The sequence below is a fragment of the Streptomyces sp. NBC_00829 genome, from assembly GCF_045161795.1.
GTDB lineage: Bacteria > Actinomycetota > Actinomycetes > Streptomycetales > Streptomycetaceae > Streptomyces.
This window is the reverse complement of the sequence record NZ_CP108867.1, coordinates 2,089,080-2,109,683: the sequence shown is the minus strand read 5'-3', so window position 1 is coordinate 2,109,683 and position 20,604 is coordinate 2,089,080. Positions and strand designations below refer to the sequence as shown.

At 71.4% G+C, this 20,604-nt stretch carries 15 protein-coding genes; 6 read left to right on the top strand and 9 right to left on the bottom strand.

The window, feature by feature from the left end; genetic code table 11:
* The first annotated feature begins 113 nt into the window (after positions 1 to 113).
* Together OG293_RS08545 and OG293_RS08540 are read left to right on the top strand one after the other, a co-directional pair.
* Positions 114 to 3,836, top strand: a complete 3,723-nt coding sequence (locus tag OG293_RS08545; RefSeq protein ID WP_405998166.1) for a serine protease — start codon at positions 114 to 116, stop codon at positions 3,834 to 3,836.
* 41 nt (positions 3,837 to 3,877) lie between these two features.
* Positions 3,878 to 4,822, top strand: coding sequence for a bifunctional riboflavin kinase/FAD synthetase (locus tag OG293_RS08540; RefSeq protein WP_405998165.1), 945 nt, complete (start codon positions 3,878 to 3,880; stop codon positions 4,820 to 4,822).
* Positions 4,823 to 4,990: 168 nt separating this feature from the next.
* Here the strand turns inward: OG293_RS08540 and OG293_RS08535 are convergent, their stop codons facing one another.
* The 8 genes from OG293_RS08535 to eccE all read right to left on the bottom strand — a co-directional run bounded on the left by OG293_RS08535 (position 4,991) and on the right by eccE (position 16,395).
* On the bottom strand, positions 4,991 to 5,986 hold the full coding sequence (locus OG293_RS08535; RefSeq protein WP_405998164.1) for an ABC transporter ATP-binding protein: 996 nt from the start codon (positions 5,984 to 5,986) through the stop codon (positions 4,991 to 4,993).
* Positions 5,983 to 6,966, bottom strand: a complete 984-nt coding sequence (locus OG293_RS08530) for an ABC transporter ATP-binding protein (protein ID WP_405998163.1) — start codon at positions 6,964 to 6,966, stop codon at positions 5,983 to 5,985. Before OG293_RS08530 ends, OG293_RS08535 begins: the two co-directional genes overlap by 4 nt.
* The gene (locus OG293_RS08525) at positions 6,963 to 7,853 is read right to left on the bottom strand and encodes an ABC transporter permease (protein ID WP_405998162.1); all 891 of its coding nucleotides are present in this window, start codon (positions 7,851 to 7,853) and stop codon (positions 6,963 to 6,965) included. The genes OG293_RS08530 and OG293_RS08525 overlap by 4 nt, the downstream gene beginning before the upstream one ends.
* Positions 7,850 to 8,902, bottom strand: a complete 1,053-nt coding sequence (locus tag OG293_RS08520; protein ID WP_405998161.1) for an ABC transporter permease — start codon at positions 8,900 to 8,902, stop codon at positions 7,850 to 7,852. The genes OG293_RS08525 and OG293_RS08520 overlap by 4 nt, the downstream gene beginning before the upstream one ends.
* A 3-nt stretch (positions 8,903 to 8,905) precedes the next feature.
* Entirely contained in the window at positions 8,906 to 10,732 is a 1,827-nt protein-coding gene (locus tag OG293_RS08515) for an ABC transporter substrate-binding protein (RefSeq protein ID WP_405998160.1), read from the bottom strand.
* A 195-nt stretch (positions 10,733 to 10,927) separates the two neighbouring features.
* On the bottom strand, positions 10,928 to 14,095 hold the full coding sequence (locus OG293_RS08510; protein ID WP_405998159.1) for an SCO5717 family growth-regulating ATPase: 3,168 nt from the start codon (positions 14,093 to 14,095) through the stop codon (positions 10,928 to 10,930).
* A 285-nt stretch (positions 14,096 to 14,380) separates the two neighbouring features.
* Complete coding sequence (locus OG293_RS08505; protein WP_405998158.1) at positions 14,381 to 15,100, bottom strand: hypothetical protein; 720 nt, start codon at positions 15,098 to 15,100, stop codon at positions 14,381 to 14,383.
* On the bottom strand, positions 15,100 to 16,395 hold the full coding sequence (gene eccE / locus OG293_RS08500; protein WP_405998157.1) for a type VII secretion protein EccE: 1,296 nt from the start codon (positions 16,393 to 16,395) through the stop codon (positions 15,100 to 15,102). Before eccE ends, OG293_RS08505 begins: the two co-directional genes overlap by 1 nt.
* A 219-nt stretch (positions 16,396 to 16,614) precedes the next feature.
* Between eccE and eccB the strand changes: the two genes are divergently transcribed.
* The 4 genes from eccB to OG293_RS08480 all read left to right on the top strand — a co-directional run bounded on the left by eccB (position 16,615) and on the right by OG293_RS08480 (position 20,234).
* The gene (gene eccB / locus OG293_RS08495) at positions 16,615 to 18,156 is read left to right on the top strand and encodes a type VII secretion protein EccB (RefSeq protein WP_405998156.1); all 1,542 of its coding nucleotides are present in this window, start codon (positions 16,615 to 16,617) and stop codon (positions 18,154 to 18,156) included.
* A 13-nt stretch (positions 18,157 to 18,169) separates the two neighbouring features.
* Positions 18,170 to 19,423, top strand: a complete 1,254-nt coding sequence (gene mycP / locus OG293_RS08490) for a type VII secretion-associated serine protease mycosin (RefSeq protein WP_405998155.1) — start codon at positions 18,170 to 18,172, stop codon at positions 19,421 to 19,423.
* A 145-nt stretch (positions 19,424 to 19,568) separates the two neighbouring features.
* The gene (locus OG293_RS08485; RefSeq protein WP_405998154.1) at positions 19,569 to 19,898 is read left to right on the top strand and encodes a WXG100 family type VII secretion target; all 330 of its coding nucleotides are present in this window, start codon (positions 19,569 to 19,571) and stop codon (positions 19,896 to 19,898) included.
* Positions 19,899 to 19,940: 42 nt separating this feature from the next.
* Positions 19,941 to 20,234 (top strand): WXG100 family type VII secretion target, encoded by a 294-nt coding sequence (locus tag OG293_RS08480; protein WP_405998153.1) that lies wholly within the window; start codon positions 19,941 to 19,943, stop codon positions 20,232 to 20,234.
* Between the two features lie 93 nt (positions 20,235 to 20,327).
* On the opposite strand, the gene OG293_RS08475 is transcribed toward OG293_RS08480, so the two are convergent.
* The gene (locus OG293_RS08475) at positions 20,328 to 20,573 is read right to left on the bottom strand and encodes a DUF397 domain-containing protein (protein ID WP_405998152.1); all 246 of its coding nucleotides are present in this window, start codon (positions 20,571 to 20,573) and stop codon (positions 20,328 to 20,330) included.
* Positions 20,574 to 20,604 lie beyond the last annotated feature (31 nt).

Below are 20,604 nucleotides of genomic sequence, written 5' to 3'. Positions count from 1 at the left end.
ACCCGGTATTCACCCCATCGGGCAGGCGCTCGGAGTGAACCACGGGTGTACTTGGGGGCGCGTTCGGGACACGACCTTCACTTGGTGATCACCGCGGACCTACCGTCGACGGCATGGGACGCGGGGACCTGACAACGCTGGTACGTATCTGCGATCTGGCGGGACGGCCTCGCGGGACCGGGTTCGTCGCCGATGAGCGGGGCACGGTGGTGACGAGTCACGAGGCGGTCGACGGGCTGGTCGGGGTGGTGCTGCACGCGCCCGGCGACCGTACCTGCCTCGCGGAGGCGGACGCCATCACTCCGCTGCCGGAGGCCGGTCTCGCGCTGGTGCGCAGCGAGGGGCTCGGGATGCGGCCCCTGCCCGTCAGCCCCCGGGAGCAGGTCGGGACGGGCACATATGTCCGGCTCCCGGCAGGCGGCTGGCGCGAGGCGAGGGTGCTGGGCGCCGCCCAGGTGACCTACACCGCGACCGACCGCTTCCATCTGGTCGGCGACGCCCTGGAGTTGGCGATCGGTACGGACGGCAGCGACGCGCTGCGCCTCGGAGGCGAGGCCGCCGGGGGACCCGTCCTCGACGCGGAGACCGGCGCGGTCCTGGCCGTGCTCGGCACCGCGCTGCAGTCCGGGCGCAGGGCGGCCGGGTTCGCCCTGCCGCTGCGGGCGGCGGGCATGGCGCAGGACGGGCCGCTCGCCGAGCTGCTGCGGCGCAACGCCGCGACCGTCCCCGCCTACGGACACGACCTGAACCTCGCCGCCGTGCTGGAGCTCACCGGGACATCCGTGGGGTCGACGGGGTCGCTGGGTGGCCCGAGCGCCTGGTCCGAACCCGTCGAACGCCCCGACGCGGTCAGGGAGTTCGACGCCTTCACCGCCCTGGTGATGGGCGTGGTCGGCGATCCGGGAACGGGCCGCACGACCGAACTCGCGGCGCTCGCCGCCCGCCGCGCCGAAGGCCCGGAACCCGCACCCACCGTATGGCTGCGCGGCGCCGACCTGCACGCCGACGACACCTCGGTCGCCGACGCCCTCGCGCGCGCCCTGCGGCAGGCCGGACGCATCCTCGCCGCGTCGGGCGCCCGGAGCGACGACCTGGACCTCGTCACCCCCGCGCAGGTGGCACGGCTCGCGCACGAGGCAGCGAGGCCCCTGCTCGTACTGCTCGACGGGCCCGAGGAGATGCCGCCGCTGCTGGCCCACCGGCTGCCCGACTGGACAGCGGGGACGGTGGACTGGCTGAGCGCCTGCGGGGCGCGAATGGTCGTCGCCTGCCGACCCGAACACTGGGAGCTGGCCGGAGCGCTCTATCCGGAGGACGTACTGCACCGGCCCGCGGCACCCGCGCACCGGCTGCCGCCCGCGCTGCGGATCGGTGCCCTGACCGCCGCCGAGGCGGAGCGCGCCAGGGAGCGGTACGGGCTTGTGGCCGGGGCCGTCGCCGCCGCCGACGAACGGCATCCACTCACCCTGCGGCTGCTCGCCGAGGTACGGGAGGCCCTGCCCGCCGACGTGCCGGGGCGGCCCTGCCGCGAGGACGTCTACAGCGCCCATCTCGATCTGCTGTGCCTGCGGATCGCCGTGCGCATCGCCGCGGCCTCCCGCCCGCAGTTGCGGGGTCCGGCGGTGCGCCGTCTGGCGGCGAGGGTCGCGGGCCGGGTCCATGAGGCGGCGCGGCGCTGCCTCGGGCCCGGACAGGGGGAGCTGGACCGGGAGTCCTTCGAGGAGATCTTTCCGTGGCGCACGGGCTGGGCGTCGGCCGTCCTCACCGAGGGGCTGCTCGTCCCGGCGGGCGGGGGATACCGCTTTGCGCACGAAGAGGTCGCGGACTGGGTCCAGGGCGCGCATCTCGACCTCGACGCCGCGCTCCACTGCCTGGTCCACCGCTGGCACGTGCGGGCGCCGGTGGGGCTGCGGTCCAGGCCCGGGGCGAGCGTCCAAGGAAGCGGTCAGGTGCCGCCCCCACCGGTGTCCCGGGAGTGGGACACACGCTCGCTGCCGGTTCCGCGCCACCGGATCGGCCCGGTGGTCCAGGCCCTGCTCCGGCTGGACCGGGTGTATGGACCGGCGGAACTGTCGTACAGGCTCATGGAGTTGGTGGAGGCGCTGGACGGTCTGGAGGAGGCACGGCGCGGGAGCGCTGGACGGTCCGAGGGCGCGGGCGGGGAGCCGAGCGCCCGGATCGGTGGGGTGCCGGGTGCGGGCGAGGCGTGGCCGGCCGAAGGGAGCCGGTGGCCCGGTGGCCGCGGGGGCGCGGAGAGCGCCCGATCGGGAGGTGCGCCGGAGGAGAGCGACGCGCGGCTCGACGACGCCCGCTGGTGGGGCGCGCACCTCCTCGGGGAGGCGCTGCTGAGAGTCCCGGACCCCGGTGCGTACATGCCCGTCCTGCGGCTGCTCGCCGAACGGATCACCGGCCGTTCCGTGAGCCGTGGCGGGCCCCAGCACCTCGGCGGGCTCGGTGAGTTCGGGCCCTGGTTCTGGGAGCGGGTGGGCGTGAGCGAGACGCAGCGCCTCCATCTGCTACGCCGCCTCCTGCCCGCCGACGGTGCCCCCGGCGCCCGTTTCGGCCCGCGCTATCTCGACGCCGTCGCCGCACGGCTCACCGCCGACCCCAGTGCCGTACAGCCCCTCCTGTGCCGGTGGTTCACCGACGCGACACCGCTGCCCGCGCTCCCCGGCGCCGAAGTGCGGGCCACCGTCGCCGCCGCCGCGCAGGCACTGCTGTACGCCCACCGCAGCCTGGCGGTCGACGACCTCATCGAGGCGCTCGTCGCCACCGCCCACCCTCGCGGCGACGAGCTCCTCGCCGCGCTCGCCGAGGATGAGCCGTCCGCGATGTGCCGGGCCGTCGACCGCTGGGCCCACGCCCCGAGGCCGGAGCGGCGATTCGCCGCGGCGACCTACGGACCGGCCACCGCCCCCCGGGTCACCACCGGCACCGACCGCGAACTGCTCCGCTACGCCGCCATCGCCCTGCTCGGCCGGCCCGACGACACCACGCTGCACGGCCCCGCGCTCGCCCTTCTCGTCCGCGATCCGCACACCCGCTCCCGCCATCTCGGCCGGGCGCTGGCCGCCTTCGGAGCCGGTGATCGGCGGCTGCCCGCGGACGCGCTCGCCGCCGCGCTCACCACCCACCCGGAGCCGGTACTCGCGGCCTTCCAGGCGCGGATGCGCCAGCCCGGGGACGGGGCGGGGGAGGTGCTGCGCGCCCTCGCCGACGTCACCACGCCCGCACTTGCGCGCCGGGCCGCGGCGCTCGTCGAGGAGTACATCGACCACCGGCCCGAGGGCGCGGCCCACGCGGCGGCGTACGTCGACCGCTGCCTCGAACAGGGACCGGCAGCCCGTGCCACCCTCTACCCGCTGGTCAGCGGCCTCCTGCGCGGACGGCCCGTCCAGGTGCGCAGTGCGCTCGCCCCCGTCCTGGCCGCCCCGGGCACCCGGGTGTCGCGGCAGCTGCGGGCCGAGCTCCTCGGCCTGCTGCTGGAGTACGAGCACCACGAGTCCCGTGAACCGGCCGTCCTGGATGCCGTCCTGCGGGCCGCCGCTCTCGGCTGTGCGGCCCGGGCCGAGGCCCGTACCCGCGACCTGGTCCACCACACCGGCCTGCTCCTCGTCCGTACGCCCGAGGGCGCGACCTGCTTCGACCGCCGCCTGGTCGAGCTCGCCCGCGAGGTCCCCGGCTTCGCCGCCCTCGTCGCCGGGTGGCTGGCGGACGCGCCGCACGAGTGGGCCGCGGTGGTCGGCCCGAGCGCGCGCCGGACGGTCGAGACCCTCGGCAGCCCGGTGCCGATGCGAACCGGAAGCTGCGGGCATGGCAGTCTTAGACCTGCGTAACCGGCAATCACGTACACAGGTTCGGGCGAGGAGCGGTCACAGTGCAGCGCTGGCGTGGCTTGGAGGACATCCCCGAGGACTGGGGACGCAGCGTCGTCACCATCGGCTCCTACGACGGGGTGCACCGAGGGCACCAGCTGATCATCGGGCGCGCGGTCGAGCGTGCGCGCGAGCTCTCCGTGCCGTCGGTCGTGGTGACCTTCGACCCGCACCCCAGCGAGGTCGTCCGCCCCGGCAGCCATCCGCCCCTGCTCGCACCGCATCACCGGCGTGCCGAGCTGATGGCGGAGCTCGGCGTCGACGCCGTGCTGATCCTTCCGTTCACGAGCGAGTTCTCGAAGCTGTCGCCCGCGGACTTCATTGTGAAGGTCCTGGTCGACAAGTTGCACGCGCGGGCGGTCATCGAGGGACCGAACTTCCGCTTCGGGCACAAGGCCGCGGGCAATGTCGCGTTCCTGTCGGAGCTGGGTGCCACCTACGACTACGAGGTCGAGGTCGTCGACCTCTTCGTCAGCGGAGCGGCGGGGGGCGGCGAGCCGTTCTCCTCCACCCTGACGCGCCGCCTCGTCGCGGACGGCGACGTCGAGGGCGCGGCGGAGATCCTCGGCCGCCCGCACCGCGTCGAGGGCGTGGTGGTGCGGGGCGCGCAGCGCGGCCGTGAACTGGGCTACCCGACGGCGAACGTCGAGACGCTGCCGCACACGGCCATCCCGGCGGACGGGGTGTACGCGGGCTGGCTGACCGCGGACGGCGAGAGGATGCCGGCGGCGATCTCGGTGGGCACGAACCCGCAGTTCGACGGCACCGAGCGGACGGTGGAGGCCTACGCGATCGACCGGGTGGGTCTGGATCTGTACGGCCTGCATGTGGCGGTGGACTTCCTGGCGTATGTGCGGGGGCAGGAGAAGTTCGACTCGATCGAGGCGTTGCTGGATGCGATCGGGGCGGACGTGAAGAAGTGCCGGGAGCTGACGGCTTCGGCCTGAGGTCTTTCGCTTGGATCGGGCCGGATCAGTGAGCGGGGTCCGGTGCCGTGGATCGCAAGGTGGGCCGCGGCGAGGCGCGGTGTCAGGGCAGGTGCGACGTACCCCCGCTCGTCAGGGGCCGGGGAACCGCCCCGGTTTCGGGAAGGGGCCGGACAGGGGAGCACACCCTCACGCCCAGTGGCATGCCACCCCCGCCCCCCTGCCCAACACCTCCAGCACCCCCGTCCGGCACTTGTCCGCCACCCCCGCACTCTCCGCCTCTCCCGACGCCAGCACCTGGCAGCGCGCGTGGAAGCGGCAGCCGGACGGGATGCGGGTCGGGTCCGGGGGTTCGCCCGTGAGGACCACCGGGGGGCCGGACGCCTCCGGGAGGACCGACAGGAGCGCCTGCGTATAGGGGTGGCGGGGGGACGTCAGGACCTCCTCGACCGTGCCCGACTCCACGATCCGTCCGAGGTACATCACCGCCACCCGGTCCGCGATGTTCCACGCGAGGCCCAGGTCGTGCGTGACGACCAGCGCGGACAGGCCCAGTTCGTCCCGCAGACGGAGCAGGAGCGCCAGGATCTCGCCCCGTACCGAGGCGTCGAGGGAGGCCACCGGCTCGTCCGCGACGATCAGTTCGGGCCCGAGCACCAGTGCCCCGGCGATCACCACGCGCTGACGCTGGCCGCCCGACAGCTCGTGCGGGTAGCGCAGGAAGAAGCGCTCGGGAGGGCGCAGTCCGGCGCGGGACAGCGCCTCGGCGACGGCCTCGCGCTCGTCCCCGGCGTACCCGTGGATCCGCAGGCCCTCGGAGACCGCGTCGTACACCGTGTGCCGGGGGTTGAGCGAGCCGCTCGGGTCCTGGAGCACCAACTGCACCCGCTTGCGGTACGACTTGAGCGCGCGGGAGGTGTACGACAGTGGCTCGCCGCCGAACGTCACCCGGCCCGAGGTCGGCCGCACCAGGCCGAGCAGCGAGCGCGCGAGCGTCGTCTTGCCGCAGCCGGACTCGCCGACCAGGGCCACGATCTCGCCCGTGCCGATGTCGAGGTCGACCCCGTCGACGGCACGGGCGGACGGGCCGCCGCGCCGCCCGGGGAAGGTGACGTGCAGACCGGCGGCCGACAGCAGGGGAGTGGAGTTCACGGCGGGCTCCTGACCGCTGGGCGAGGGGGTCACAGGCGCTTCTCCGTCGGCAGGGCAGCGCCCACGTGGACGCACGCCGCCCGGTGCCCCTCACCCGCCGCCACCAGCACCTGGTCCTCCCGCTCGCACGCGTCGACCGCGACGGGGCAGCGCGGGTGGAACGTACAGCCGCCCGGCAGCGCGGAGGGATCGGGCGGGTCGCCCGGCAGGCCGCGCGGGGCCCGGCGGGAGGCGGTGTCGCCGATGCGGGGGAAGGCCGCGGCCAGGGCCCGGCCGTACGGATGCGAAGCCGAGCCGTACACGGTCCGGGCCGGGCCTTCCTCGACGACCCGCCCCGCGTACATCACCGCCAGCCGGTCGCAGGTGTCGGCGAGCACGGCCAGATCGTGGCTGATCATCAGCAGACTGATGTCCTGCTCGGCGACCAGCTGCTCGATCAGCCGCAGGATCTGCGCCTGGATCATGACGTCGAGCGCTGTGGTCGGCTCGTCGGCAACGATCAGCCGCGGATCGCAGGCCAGTGCCATGGCGATCATCACGCGCTGCCGCTGTCCGCCGGACAGTTCGTGCGGATACGCGTCGGCGCGGGCGACGGGCAGCCCTACATGCGCCAGCAGCTCGCGGACGCGCCTCTTCGCGGCGGCCGGCGTCGTCCCGCTGTGCAGCAGGATCGGCTCGGAGATCTGCTCCCCGACACGGTGCACCGCGTTCAGCGAGTGCATCGCCCCCTGGAAGACGATCGACGCCCCCGCCCATCGCACGGCCCGCAGCCGCCCCCACTTCATGGCGAGCACATCCTCCCCGTCGAGCAGGATTTTGCCCGAGAGCCTGGCGGAGGCGGGGAGAAGACGCAGCAGGGCGAGGGCGAGCGTCGACTTGCCGCAGCCCGACTCGCCCGCGATGCCCAGCTTCTGCCCGGGGGCCACACTCAGATCGACACCGCGTACGGCGGGCACCGCCCGGGCGCCGGTGCCGTATGTCACCTGAAGGTTCCTGACTTCGAGCAGGCTCAACGAGCCACCCCCAGCTTCGGGTTGAGCACGGCCTCGATCGCCCGGCCGCAGAGCGTGAACGCGAGCGCGACCAGCGCGATCGCGATCCCGGGCGGCGCCAGGTACCACCAGTGGCCGGACGAGACCGCGCCCGCCTCCCGCGCGTCCTGGAGCATCCCGCCCCAGGAGACGACCGTCGGATCGCCGAGGCCGAGGAAGGCCAGCGTGGCCTCTGTCAGGATCGCGGTGGAGATGCCGAGCGTCGTCTGCGCGAGCACCAGCGGCATCACGTTCGGCAGCACATGGCGGGTCATGATGTGGCCGTGGCCGCCGCCGAGGGCCCTCGCGCGCTCGATGTACGGACGGGACTCGACCGCGATCGTCTGCGCCCGCACGAGCCTCGCCGTGGTCGGCCAGCTGGTGACGCCGATCGCGAGGACCACCGTCCACACGCTCCGGGACATCACGGTGGCCAGGACGATCGCGAGTACGAGCGTCGGCATCACCAGGAACCAGTCCGTGATCCGCATGACGACGGTCGAGAACCATCCGCCGTAGTGCCCGGCGATGATGCCGACCAGCGTGCCGATCGCCACCGACAGGGCAGCCGCCAGCAGGCCCACGGTGAGCGAGATCCGCGCGCCCCACACCAGCAGCCCGAGCAGCGAGCGCCCGAACTGGTCCGTCCCGAGCGGGAATTCTCCGCTCGGCGGCTCCAGCGCGCTGCCCGGCGCGTTTGTCACGCTCTGCACGTCGTCGCCGACGAGCAGCGGCGCCGCGACGGCGATCAGGGCGATGAGCGCGAGCCCGACGAGCCCGTACAGCCCGGCCCGATGGGTGCGGTACGCGCGCCAGAACCGGCTGACCGAGTCGCGGCGGCGCGTCCATGTGAGGGAAGCGGCAGTCATCGGCCCACCCGGGGGTCGAGCAGCGGATAGAGCAGATCGGCCAGCAGATTCATCACGATCATCGCACCTGCGAACACCACGAACAGGCCTTGGACGAGCGGCAGATCGGGCACGCTCAGCGCCTGGTAGAAGAGCCCGCCGAGGCCAGGCCAGGAGAACACCGTCTCGACGAGGATCGAGCCGGCCGCCACATGACCCAGGTTGATGAAGACCATCGTGACGGTGGGCAGCAGTGCGTTGGGCACGGCGTGCCGACGGCGTACGGCGTCGTCGCGCAGCCCCTTCGCCCGTGCCGTCGTCAGATAGTCGCTGCCCATCTCGTCGAGCAGGGAGGATCGCATCACCAGGAGCGTCTGGGCGTAACCGACCGCGACCAGCGTGATGACCGGCAGCACCATGTGGTGCGCGACATCGACGACGTACGCGAAGCCGGTCTCGTCGCCCGACTCCATGCCGCCGGTCGGGAAGAGACCGGGGATCGGACCGGCGCCCACCGAGAAAGTGATGATCAGCAGCAGCCCCAGCCAGAACGACGGCACGGACCACAGGGTCAGCGCCACGCCCGTGTTCAGCTTGTCGCCGAGGCTGCCGTGCCGCCACGCCGCACGGGTGCCGAGCCAGAGCCCGATCGTCGAGTAGATGACCACGGCGACACCCGTGAGCAGGAGCGTCGCCGGGAGCTTCTGGGCGATCAGCTCCCCGACGGGCGCGTGGAACTGGTACGAGGTGCCGAGATCCCCCGTCAGCGCCTTGCCGCAGTAGTCGGTGAACTGCTGCCACATCGGCTGGTCGAGGCCGAACTGCCTGCGCAGCGCCGCCAGTTGTTCGGCGGAGGTGGGCGCGCCGTGCGTCATGGCCTTCACGGGGTCGCCCGGGATGATCCGGAAGAGGAAGAAGCTGGTGACGAGAACGGCGAGCAGCGAGACCGCGGCGCCGCCGAGCCTGCCCCCGACATAGAGGAGATAGGCGCGTGCGTTCCCGCCGCTCGTGGCCCTGGCCTCGGGGGCCAGGGCCACGGCGGCGGAGCCGGTGGTGCTTGTGGTGCTCATCGACTATTCACGGTCTTCCGCGGTGGAACGGCGACGCATCACGACGATGAGCCCGAGTCCGACGGCGAGGACCACGACCACTCCGATACCGGTCACCACGCCCATGGAGGTGCCGCCGTCGGAGTTGCTGCTCCCGGCGGCCGGCTCCGCCGACCACCAGCTCCAGTAGCCGTCCTGACCCCAGAGATTGCCCGCGGCCTCCGGCATCGTCTTGATGGACTTGATCTGGTCGGTACGGTACGCCTCGACAGCGTTCGGATACGCGAGGACATTCATGTAGCCCGTGTCGTACAGCCGGGATTCCATCTGCTTGACCAGCGCGGTCCGCTTGGCGGCGTCGTACTCGGCGGTCTGCTGTGCGTAGAGTCCGTCGAACTGCTTGTCGCAGATGAAGTTGTCCGTGGCGCCGGAGTCCTTGGGTGTGGCAGGGAGCGCCGCGCAGGTGTGGATGGACAGGACGAAGTCCGGGTCAGGGTTGACGGACCAGCCGTCGAAGGCGAGGTCGTAGTCGCCCTTGAGCCAGGGGTCGGAGACATTGTCGAGGCAGTCGACCTTCAGCCCGACCCCGAGCTCGCCCCACCACTCCTGGAGGTACTTGCCGATCGCCTTGTCGTTGGGGTCGGTGGCATGGCAGAGGACGCGCAGGTCGAGCGCCTTGCCGTCCTTGCCGACGCGCTTGCCGCTGCCGTTCTTCCGGTAGCCTGCCCCGTCGAGGAGGGCGGCTGCCTTCGCCGGGTCGTAGGCGGTCTTCTGACGTGCCGTCGGCTTCCAGAAGTAGGAGGCGAAGCGCGGCGGGATGTAGCCCTCGCCTTCCACCGCGTGCCCCTGGAAGACCTTGTCGACGATGGTCGAGCGGTCGGTGGCGTGGAGGAGAGCCTTGCGCACGGCCGGGTCGAGCAGTGCCTTGTGGCCGCTGCCGAAGGTCTTTCCGTCCTTGGACCTCGCGCCGGGGTTGGTCGCGAGAGCGAGGAAGCGGCGGCCCGGAGCGTCGTTGACCTTGATGTTGTCGGCGCTCTTCAGGGCCGTGGCCTGTGCGGGCGTGAGCCCCTGGACGAAGGAGACCTCGCCCTTCTTCAGTGCTGCGACGGCCGCGTCACCGTCCTTGTAGTATTTGAACACCAGTTCGTCGAACTTGGGCGCACCACGCCAGAAGTCCTTGTTGGGCCTGAGTTTGACGAACTGGTCGACCTTGAAGTCGGTGATGACGAAGGGGCCGTTGCCGACGATGGGGAACTGCTTGTCGTTGTTGAACTTCGAGAAGTCGCCGACCTTCTCCCAGACGTGTGCGGGCACGATCGGTACGTCCAGGGCGAGCATCGTCGCCTGAGGCTTCTTCAGCTCGATGACGAGGGTCTCGGGATCGGGAGCCGTGACCTTCTTGAAGTTGGCGGTGAAGCTGCCGTTGGCGGTGGCGGCGTTCTCGTCCGTCATCATCTTGTTGAAGGTCCAGGCGGCGTCCTCGGCGGTGGCCCGCTTCCCGTCGGACCACCGGGAGTTCTTCCGGATCGTGTACGTCCAGGTCAGCTTGTCCGGGGACGTCTTCCACGCGGTGGCCAGACCGGGGATCGGATGGGCGTCCCTGACGTCGTAATTCGTCAGGTACTCGTAGGCCAGTCGGTGGACGGTGGTGCTGACGAGCTTCTGCGCGAGGAAGGGGCTGAGGGAGTCCACACTCTGCGAGACGGCGACGGTGAGGACCTTCTTTCCGCCGTCCTTGCCGCCGCCGTCGGCGGCCTGCGCCGAGGGAACGGCCGAGCCCGCCACCAGTAAGGTGGCGGCTCCGGAGGCCAGAAGCATTCGGATGCGTGGGGGAACCTTTGCGTTGACCATGGAGGGGGACCTCGCGTCATCACTCGCTGGGAGAAGGCGTGTCGATCTCTGGTTCGCCGGCCGGTGAAATGAAGGTTTATCAGCGGTGCACCACTGAGTCAACGGCCCCTCAAACCCCTTGTGGGCTGCGGGAATGCGCTGAGGGTCCGCACCTCGGAACGGTGCGGACCCTCATTGGTTGAGACCTCTGTCGCCCTACTGTTGAGGGGCTGGCGGTGCCTGCGGAGGCTGCGGCTGAGGCCATCCTGCGGGAGGCACGGGGCCCTGCAGCTCGGGCTGTCCCGGATCGCCCGGCCGGCCGGGGTGACCGGTGTGTCCCGGCTGTGCGGGCGGTGGTCCGGCCGGACTCGCGGGGGACTGTGCCTGCGAGGGGAGCGACTGCTGCCAGCCCTGCGGCGGGTAGGGCTGCTGGGTGCCTTGCGGCGGGTAGGGCTGCTGGGTGCCTTGCGGCGGGTAGGGCTGCTGGGTGCCTTGGGGCGGGTAGGACTGCTGGGCGCCTTGGGGCGGGTAGGGCTGCTGGGGAGGCCGCTGTCCCCCGTACGGCTGGTGGGGCTGCCCCTGGGGGTATGGCTGGTGCGGCTGCCCCTGGGGGTATGGCTGGTGCGGCTGCTGAGGGGCGTACGGCTGACCGTGCATCGGCTGACCAGGCACTGGCTGCCCCGGCGCCTGCTGATGGCCCGGCATCGGCGGGGCCATGTGCGGTGGCGGGTTACCGTCCGCGGTCCACAGGCCCTGCTGCTGCTGGGCGCGAACGAAGTCCTCGGCAACCAGTACCGAGAGGTTGAAGTACGCCTCCCGGGTCTTGGGGCGCATCATGTCGAGATCGACCTCGGCGCCGGCCGAGAGGTGTTCGTCGAACGGCACCACGACCACTCCGCGGCAGCGCGTCTGGAAGTGCTGCACGATGTCGTCCACCTTGATCATCTTTCCGGTCTCGCGAACCCCGGAGATGACCGTGAGGGAACGCTGCACCAGCTCCGCGTACCCGTGCGCCGACAGCCAGTCGAGCGTCGTCGAGGCGCTGCTCGCACCGTCGACGGACGGCGTCGAGATGATGATCAGCTGATCGGCCAGATCGAGCACTCCGCGCATCGCGCTGTAGAGCAGACCGGTGCCGGAGTCGGTGAGGATGATCGGGTACTGCTTGCCCAGGACGTCGATCGCGCGCCGGTAGTCCTCGTCGTTGAACGTCGTGGAGACCGCCGGGTCCACATCGTTGGCGATGATCTCCAGACCGGAGGGCGCCTGGGAGGTGAACCGGCGGATGTCCATGTACGAGTTGAGGTACGGGATCGCCTGGACCAGGTCGCGGATCGTGGCACCGGTCTCGCGTCGCACCCGGCGGCCGAGCGTGCCGGCGTCGGGGTTGGCGTCGATCGCCAGGATCTTGTCCTGCCGCTCGGTGGCCAGGGTAGAGCCCAGCGCGGTGGTCGTCGTGGTCTTGCCGACACCGCCCTTGAGGCTGATGACCGCGATCCGGTAGCACGACAGCACCGGTGTACGGATCAGGTCGAGCTTGCGCTGGCGCTCGGCCTCTTCCTTCTTGCCGCCGATCTTGAAACGGGCCGCGGCGCCGGGGATGCGGCTGCTCTTGGCCTTCTGCTTGTTGTTGCGCAGCAGGCGGTCGGAGGAGAGCTCGACGGCCGCGGTGTACCCGAGAGGGGCGCCCGGTACGGAGCGCTCGCGCTGATCGTGCGTCACGGGCGTGGGCCAGGCGGCACCGGTGCGCGGGTCGACGGGCGCGGCCGGCGGCGGCTGGGTGTGGGTCTGCTGCGGGTGGGCCTGTTGCGCCGGCAGGTGGGGCGTTACGGGCGCGGGCAGATTCGGCGGCTGCGCAACCTGAGGTGTCTGCGGCTGCTGCGGCTGTTGGGGCGCGACGGGTGCGGGTGCCTGCGCGCCGGGGTGCGGCCCGGGCTGTCCTGGCTGCGGGAAGCCGTAGCCGCCCTGCTGGGGGGAAGGCTGTGGCTGCTGTCCCTGCTGGGGGAACCCGTAGCCGCCTTGGACCGGATGCTGGTACGGCTGGGGGTGGGGCGCGACGGGTGCGGGTGCCTGCGCGCCGGGGTGCGGCCCGGGCTGTCCTGGCTGCGCGAAGCCGTAGCCGCCTTGCTGAGGTGAAGGCTGTGGCTGCTGTCCCTGCTGGGGGAACCCGTAGCCACCCTGCACCGGCTGCTGGGCATGCGGTGCGTCGGACTGCTCGGCGGTCTGCGCGGAGACCGGCCACTGAGGCGCGGACGTAGGAGCGGCCGGCTGGAAGGCGGGCGGCAGCGGTGGCAGGCCCGCGCCCTGAGGCTGCGGCTGCGCGGGTGGCGCAGGAGGCGTGGCCGGCCAGGGCTGCGCCGGGGCGGGGCCCGGCGGAGTGACCTGCGGCGCGTCGGCGACGGCGGGCAGGGGCCCCAGTGGCACCGCGTCCTGCGGCACTGCGTCCTGCGGCTCCGGGGCCTGCGGATCGGCGTCCTGACTATCCGTGTCCTGACTATCCGCGTTCTGAGGATCCACGTCCTCGGACACGGAGTCCTGAAGGGGGAAGTCGGACGGTTCCTCGCCGCTCACCTCCGTCCCGGGCTGCGGGGCGCTCGCGTCACCGGACTGGGCGTTGGCCCGGACCGCGGTGTCCGAGGCAACCTCACCGGTCTCCTCGGCAGCGCCGGATGCCTCCGGGGCCTCGACGGGCTCGACCGGCTCCGCGGGGCTCTCGTCCACGGTCTGTGCCGCATCGTCCGCCGCCGGGGTGGCGGCAGCGTCCGCGGGCCCGTCCGCGGAGCCCGCGGGAGCCGGCTCGTCGGTGGAGGCCGTGGCAGGCACGTCTGTGGCATCGGCCTTCTCGGCCGCCGCGCGCTCCTCCATCTCGCGCTTCAGCGCAGCGGGGGAGAACCGCATCGTCGCACCGCTCTCCACCTCGCCGCCTCCGAAGGGCTGCGGCGCGGGCCCGGCAGCAGCCTCGGTGACGGGGGGCGCGGGAGCAGGCACGGGCGCCGGAGCAGGAGCAGCCGGAGGCGTCTGCTGCACCGGAGCCGGAGCCGGTGTGGGTGAGGGGGTGGGCACCGGAGGCGGCGTCTGCTGCACGGGAGGAGCCGGGGCAGGGGCGGGCGCCGGAACGGGCGCCCAGTTCGGCTCGAACCCACTGCCCACCGGCAGCCCCGGCACGGCGACCGGCGCTCCGTTCGGCGGCGGAGGCGGCGTGGACCCCTGCTGGACCGCACCCGCGGCCCCGCCCGTTGTGGCGCCCGACGCGTTCTGCGTGTACCAGGCCGGCGGGGTGTAGTCGATGGTGAACTCACCCGTCAGCTCGGCGGGCTCCGCGTCGGACTGATCATCGACGGGAATGTTCCAGCCCCCGCGGATCTCGTCCCGATCGCCGTTCACTTTGCCTCCTTGAGTGGTCGAGCAGCCTTGTGCCGTCGTGGATGGGGGCGACCTGTGTCGTTCGATCGGCCCGGGCTCTCCCCTTGGGGACGCGGCCGGGCTGTCCACAGGTTCTCTGCCGCTCCCTCTCCCACCCTAATCGTCAACAACGCCCGTCCGGCAGGCCCGGCCGCCCGGCGGCTCCCCTCCCGTACGTCACGCCCCGCCCCCAAGTGAGGCGGGTCTGGCGGAGGGTGAGAAAGCTGACGGGTCAAATCAGTACAACTGCGTACGGTTGTCCGGCCGTCAGTCCATCCGCCGGGCGCTGCCCAACAATCCGGTCTCGGCGTCCGTGGCCTGCGTCATGACGAACTGCCGGTCCCGCGGTGTGCACCACAGCGTGACCCCGTCCGCGAGCGTGGACAGCGCCTCGGTCTCGGGCCGCGGAAGATGCATGATGCGCGCGATCTGGGCGGCTTCGTCGGGCGAGACCCGCTGGACGCCGACCAGGCCGGACTTCTCCATCAGCCGCGGTGCAACCGGGCTCAGATAGGGCAGCAGGGTCAGTACCGACTGCCACGGACCGGAGACGACACGGCCACGTGGCGGACGCATACCGCAGTCGCGCACGACGACCACCGGACTGCCGGCGGATGCGCCCTGCGGCGGCACCCTGCCCACGTCGTGCAGCGAGATGATCTGTGTCCCGCCGCCCGCCGCCTGAGCAAGCGTCGTCCAGGCGTGCGCCCGGCCGGTCTCGACGGTGACACGTGCGCCGGTGGCCGCCGCACGCAGCGCCAGCACCTGGGCGGTCCACAGACCGCCGATCAGCGTGACGTCGTACGGCGTGGGTCTGTTGATCCCGAGCACCGCTGGCCGGCCCTCGGCGTCCACACCGATGACCACGCCGTCGTCGCCCACGGGCAGCGCGAGCGCGGCCAGTTGGTCGAGCGACAGCGCGTGCCGGTCACGGCGCGGTCCGATCAGTCCGAAGCCGATGCGCGGCTTGGCGGCAGACGAAGGCATCAGCGGGCTCCCCCGAGCGGCAGTGTGGCGAGCATCCCGGGCAGCTGCTCGCGGTCGAGCCGTACGAGACCGGTCTTGACCCCGCGGGCGGCCCGCTCCAGTTCATGACGTGCGGCGACCAGTTCCTCGTCGCTGCGCCCGGTGATACGGACATGGCCGGTGACCGACACGCCCTGCCGGTCGCCGTGGCCCACCGTGAGACTGAAGGTCGTGGCCAGCGCGGGGATCGAGGTGAGCAGCGCGACGAGCTGGGGCATCGGGGCCCCACCGCCGCCCAGTTGGGGCCAGCGGCCCACCCAGTAGGTGGTGTGGCGGCGGTCGTCGACGCGCCAGGTGCGTGAGGTCTCCTGGGTGCGGCGCGCGGGCACCTCCGCCCGGCCCGCCTGGGCGATGGCCATGGGGCTCGCGCAGGAGGAGGTGGCGACGGCGGCCGTCAGCTCCTGCTCGGTCAGCACGGTCGCCTTGAACCCGGCGCCGGTGAGCCGGCTCGCCAGCTGGTCGGCCGAGCGTACGAGACACTTCTGCGCGCCCTCGATCCCGCCGCCGCGCGCGGCCACCGCCTCCGGGCAGAGCTCCGGGTCGAGTTTGAGCGCGATCCAGGTGATACGGATGGCGGGCGAGCCGGTCTGCGCCTGCAGCGGTGCGTAGTTGCGCGCCGCCACCGACTGCTGCGGCAGATGGGGTGCGGGCGCGGGCTGGGTGTGCTGAACGATCTGCGCGGACTCAAGACGGATGCCGTCGACGTCGAGGACATCCCGTACAAGCGCCAACGGCAGTGGCCGAGCGGTCCGGTCGGGCCTCAGGGCGCTCGCGCCGGCCTCGACCTGGAGCAGCGCCGTCAGAAAGGTTCCGTCGCCGATCATTCCGACCGGCCGCCGGTCGCGGTCGCTGTAGCTGTACGTCCGCAGGGCCGGGTCGCACTCGACGGCGGGCGCCAGTCCGGGTTCCGTGCCGGGCGGCAGAGTCAGGGACGCTGCCCTGCGCCCGCGGGCACGCAACGCGAAGACGGTGGCGAGCCATTCGGGCAGGGAGCGGCGGTGTCTGCGTACGAGCGCGAGCAGCACCAGGAGCGCTGCCACGACTCCGGCGGGCACCAGCATCAGCGGATCGATCACCCAGGCGATGAGCAGCAGAGCGGCGGCGATCTCGATCAGTACGAGTTGTTGCAGTCGGAACGAACCGAAGTGCCCGGGTCGTGCCCTGAGCCGGGGTGCGGCCGGTCCCTGGGACGGCGCTGCGGGCCGAGTCGGAGCCTGCCCCCGGGGTCCCGGTCGTACCCGCGTCGCGGAAGCCATTATTGCGGCACCCCCCGGTTCATTAGGCCCCAATTCATCCCGATCACCCTGTCCAGCCCTGTACAGCAAGGCTTTCGGCGGCTGGATCACCCTACCCGCCCCACAGACACCGTCGATCAACAGGCATAGTAGGGGGCCGGTCCGGCAGGCCGGCCCGGGGGACCGCGCTCACCACAAGGCCCCGCGGGGAGACAGTGCCTTCTTTACCAATGGGGACTCATGGCATCACGGCGGGATGAGCTCAACGCGTACACCTTTGCGAAGAAGCGCACGGTGGCCGCATTCCTCCAACCCTCCGCCACAGGCACGGAGGAGGGGGCGCCGCGCCCGATGCGCGCCGTCATCCCCAGCCTGATCGTCGGTGCGCTGATCCTGGCGGGCTTCGGCGCGTTCGGCATGTTCAAGCCCAAGGCCCCCAAGGACTGGGCGGCGCCCGGCACCAAGGTCATCATCGGCAAGGACTCCACTACCCGCTATGTGGTGCTGGCCACCGGCAAGGGCAAGAACAAGAAGGTCCTGCTGCACCCGGTACTGAACCTCGCGTCAGCACGACTGCTGCTCAACCCCCAGCAGTTCAAGGTGATCCAGGTCAGCGACGACATCCTCGACGCGGGCAAGCCTCCGCGCGGTCCCATCCTCGGCATTCCGTACGCACCCGACCGGCTGCCGAGCGACAAGGAGGCCGCCAAGGCCAAGCGCTGGGCGGTATGCGAGCAGCCCGGCGGCGGCAAGGGCGGCACCGCGCAGAAGGCCACGTTCGTCCTCGGCGAGCGCGACATGAAGCGCACCGAGGGCAGCAAGCGCCTGACCGGCGGTCATGTCCTGTACGTCAAGGGCCAGAACGGGCTGCGCTATCTCGTCGACGCGGACGGCACCAGGTATCTGGTGCGCGGCACCCCGGCCGACTCCTCCGTTCTGACGCGCGCCCTCGTCGGCAGCCGGGAGCCGCAGTCCGTCACCGAGGACTGGCTGGCGACCCTGCACACCGGCAGCCCCATCGACTTCCCCGTCATCCCCGGCAGCGTCAAATCCTCCGCGGGCGTCGGAGGCGGGCTGACGCCCGAGCAGGACCGGGTCGGCATGGTGCTCCAGGCCCAGACCGGCTCCGGACCGCAGCATTACGTGGTCCTCCCGGGCAAGGTCCAGCCGGTCTCGGACTTCACGGCCTGGCTTCTCATCAACTCCCCGCAGACCGACACTCTCAACATGGGAGGCAAGGCGACCGTCGTCGACGCGGCCTCCTTCTCGCCCGAGAACGACCTCTTCGGCACGGAGTACCGCTGGCCCTCGCTGAAGGCCGATCAGGTCAACGACGCGGGCGGCGAGCGGGACACCGTGTGCAGCGTGCTGCGCAAGGTCGACGACAAGGGCCGTACGACCCTGTCGACCTGGGCGGGATCCGAGTACCCCGCCGAGATCACGGCGGGTGGCACCAGCACCTACGTCACTCCGGGAACCGGCCTGCTCTTCACCCAGGTCCAGGGCAACCAGACGAAGCCCGACGGATCGCTGTTCCTGGTGACCGACACCGGACTGCGGTACGCGGTCCAGGCCAACGGCGACAGCGACAAGGGCCGCTCCGACATCGGCACGGGGGACCAGGAGAAGCAGCAGGACGGCCGCCCCGAGCCCAGCCAGGCGCAGATCCGGCTCGGCTACGAGAAGGTCACCCCCACGCTCGTCCCGATCACCTGGTCGGAGTTCCTCTCCAAGGGACCCCGCCTGGACACCAACAGCGCGCGTCAGCCGCAGGGTTCGTAGGGGAGTGCCACCGATGCTGCACCTGTGCAGGAAGGCCGCCGTGGTCAGTGCCGCGGCGGCACTGACAAGCCTGGCGGCCGTGCCTCCTGCCGCGTATGCCGACGAGACGCCCGGCGTGCTCGGTGTCGACGGCAGCGGCGAGTGCACGTTCCCGATGAAGGAGCAGATCGAAGGGATCCCCTGGCCGCTCCAGCGGGTTCTGCTCGACGAGCTCTGGCAGGACACCAAGGGCAAGGGTGTACGCGTCGCGGTCATCGACACCGGTGTGGACGATGACAACATCCAGCTGAAGTCCGCCGTCGACGCCTCCGCGGGCAGGGACCTCCTCACGCCCGACAAGAAGAACCCGGGCGCGGGCGACGACAAGCGCGGCAAGACCGACGGCACGGTCGACGAGGTCGGCCACGGGACCAAGGTCGCCGGGATCATCGCCGCGCGCCCCCGCAAGGGCACCGGCTTCGTCGGGCTGGCGCCCGAGGCCACGATCATCCCGATCCGCCAGAACGACGAGAACAACACCGGCAACGAATCGACGATGGCCACGGCGATCGACCACGCCGTCGCCAAGGGCGCCGGCGTCATCAACATCTCGCAGGACACCACGAAGCCGCTGCCCACCACCTCGCCGCTCAACCAGGCCGTACAGCGGGCCATCCGGAAGAAGATCGTGGTGGTCGCCTCCGCCGGCAACGACGGCATGGACGGCAAGCTGAAGACCACCTACCCCGCGGCGTTCCCCGGAGTGCTCGCCGTCGCCTCCTCCGACCGTAACAACGAGCGTGCCGCCTTCTCGCAGGCGGGCACCTTCGTCGGCGTTGCGGCACCGGGCGTCGACGTCGTCTCCACCGTCCCGGGCAACGGCCAGTGCGTCGACAACGGCACCAGCTTCTCGGCCCCCTACGTCGCCGGAGTGGCCGCTTTGCTGAAAGCCAAGTACCCCAAGTGGACGGTGGCGCAGATCATCGCGCAGATCGAGCAGACCGCCGAGCGCAGCGTGAACGGCAGGGACAACTTCGTGGGCTGGGGAGTGGTCGACCCGGTGCGCGCGCTCAGCGGCGACGGCCACCCGATCGCGGCCCCGCACGCGGACCCCGGCCCGCCGAAACCGCCCGCCCCGGAACCGGCGCATCTGGCGATGACGGAGACCGTCCAGGAACGCAACGAGCGTTATGCAACCTACGCGCTGGGCATGGGCGTCGTCCTGGTGGCCGTGGTCGCGGGGGCGGCCACGGTCATCAGGGACACCCGGCGCACACGGGCCCGGTGAGCCAAGTCTCCCTCCAGACTTTGCAGTTGGAACTGTCGTATCAAGTGGTTAGAGTGACAGCCGGACTTGGTGAGGACCGGGTCCGGCACGGGGGCGGCATCCACATGGCTTCCGTCTACGTCACCGTTGAAGGAAGAAGGGCACGATGTCGAAAGACCTGAATGTAACGAGTAGTGAGATCACTGGTCTTGCGGGCAAGGTCCAGACGTTCCAGGACCAGCTGAACGGTCGCATCACGTCCCTCAACGGCGTGGTCGACCGCATCCAGGCCGGCTGGAAGGGTGCCGCCAGCCTCGAGTACGACCGGGTTCAGTCGGACCTCAACCGCCGTCTGCGGAGCATGCAGCGCGACCTGGAGAACCTCGAGAACCTCATCAAGATGAGCGCCGACGGCTTCGATGCGCACGAGACCGAGCGCATCTCGTCCTTCCGCAAGATGGAAGCCTCCAAGGGCAGCGCCATCCTCGACGTCTGAGTCACCCATCCTCCGTCGAACCTCGCCACTAGGAGTTAGAGAATGACCACTGCCGTCAATTACGACACAGTGACCACGGCGGCCAGCGATGTCCGCGGCACGTCCTCGTACCTCAGCGAGCAGCTCCAGACGCTGATGACGCACGTCAGGAACGTCGCGGGCAACTGGGACGGTGAGTCCAAGACGGCGTACACCGAGATCCAGGCGCGCCTCGCCCGGGACATGGACGGCATGAACCAGGACCTGGCCCACATCGCCCGTCTGCTCGACGAGTCGGTCATCGGCTACCAGGACACGGACAAGGGCAACGCCGCCCGTTTCCGCATGATGCACTGACGAACCCTGCGTACCACAAGGGGGGTTGCCCGCCGATGCGGGCAACCCCCCTTGCCGTAACGGCACATGCCTCGGCCGGACCGCTCCGGCCGACTACCTCAGGTCGAACTCGCCGTCGCGCGCGCCGAGTACGAACGCGCGCCACTCGGCCTCGGTGTACCGCAGCACCGTCTCCGGGTCGAGCGACGAGCGCATGGCGACCGCCCCGTCCGGCAGGTGCGCGATCTCGACGCGCTCCTCGTCCTGGCTCGTGCCGGGCGCGCTGAGCCACTCCACACCGGAGATGTCGAGGGCGTACAGCTCTTCCTTCTGGCGTTCCTTCTCGCTGGCGTCAGCCATCGGCGCGGTCCCTCCACGGGTGTGACGATCG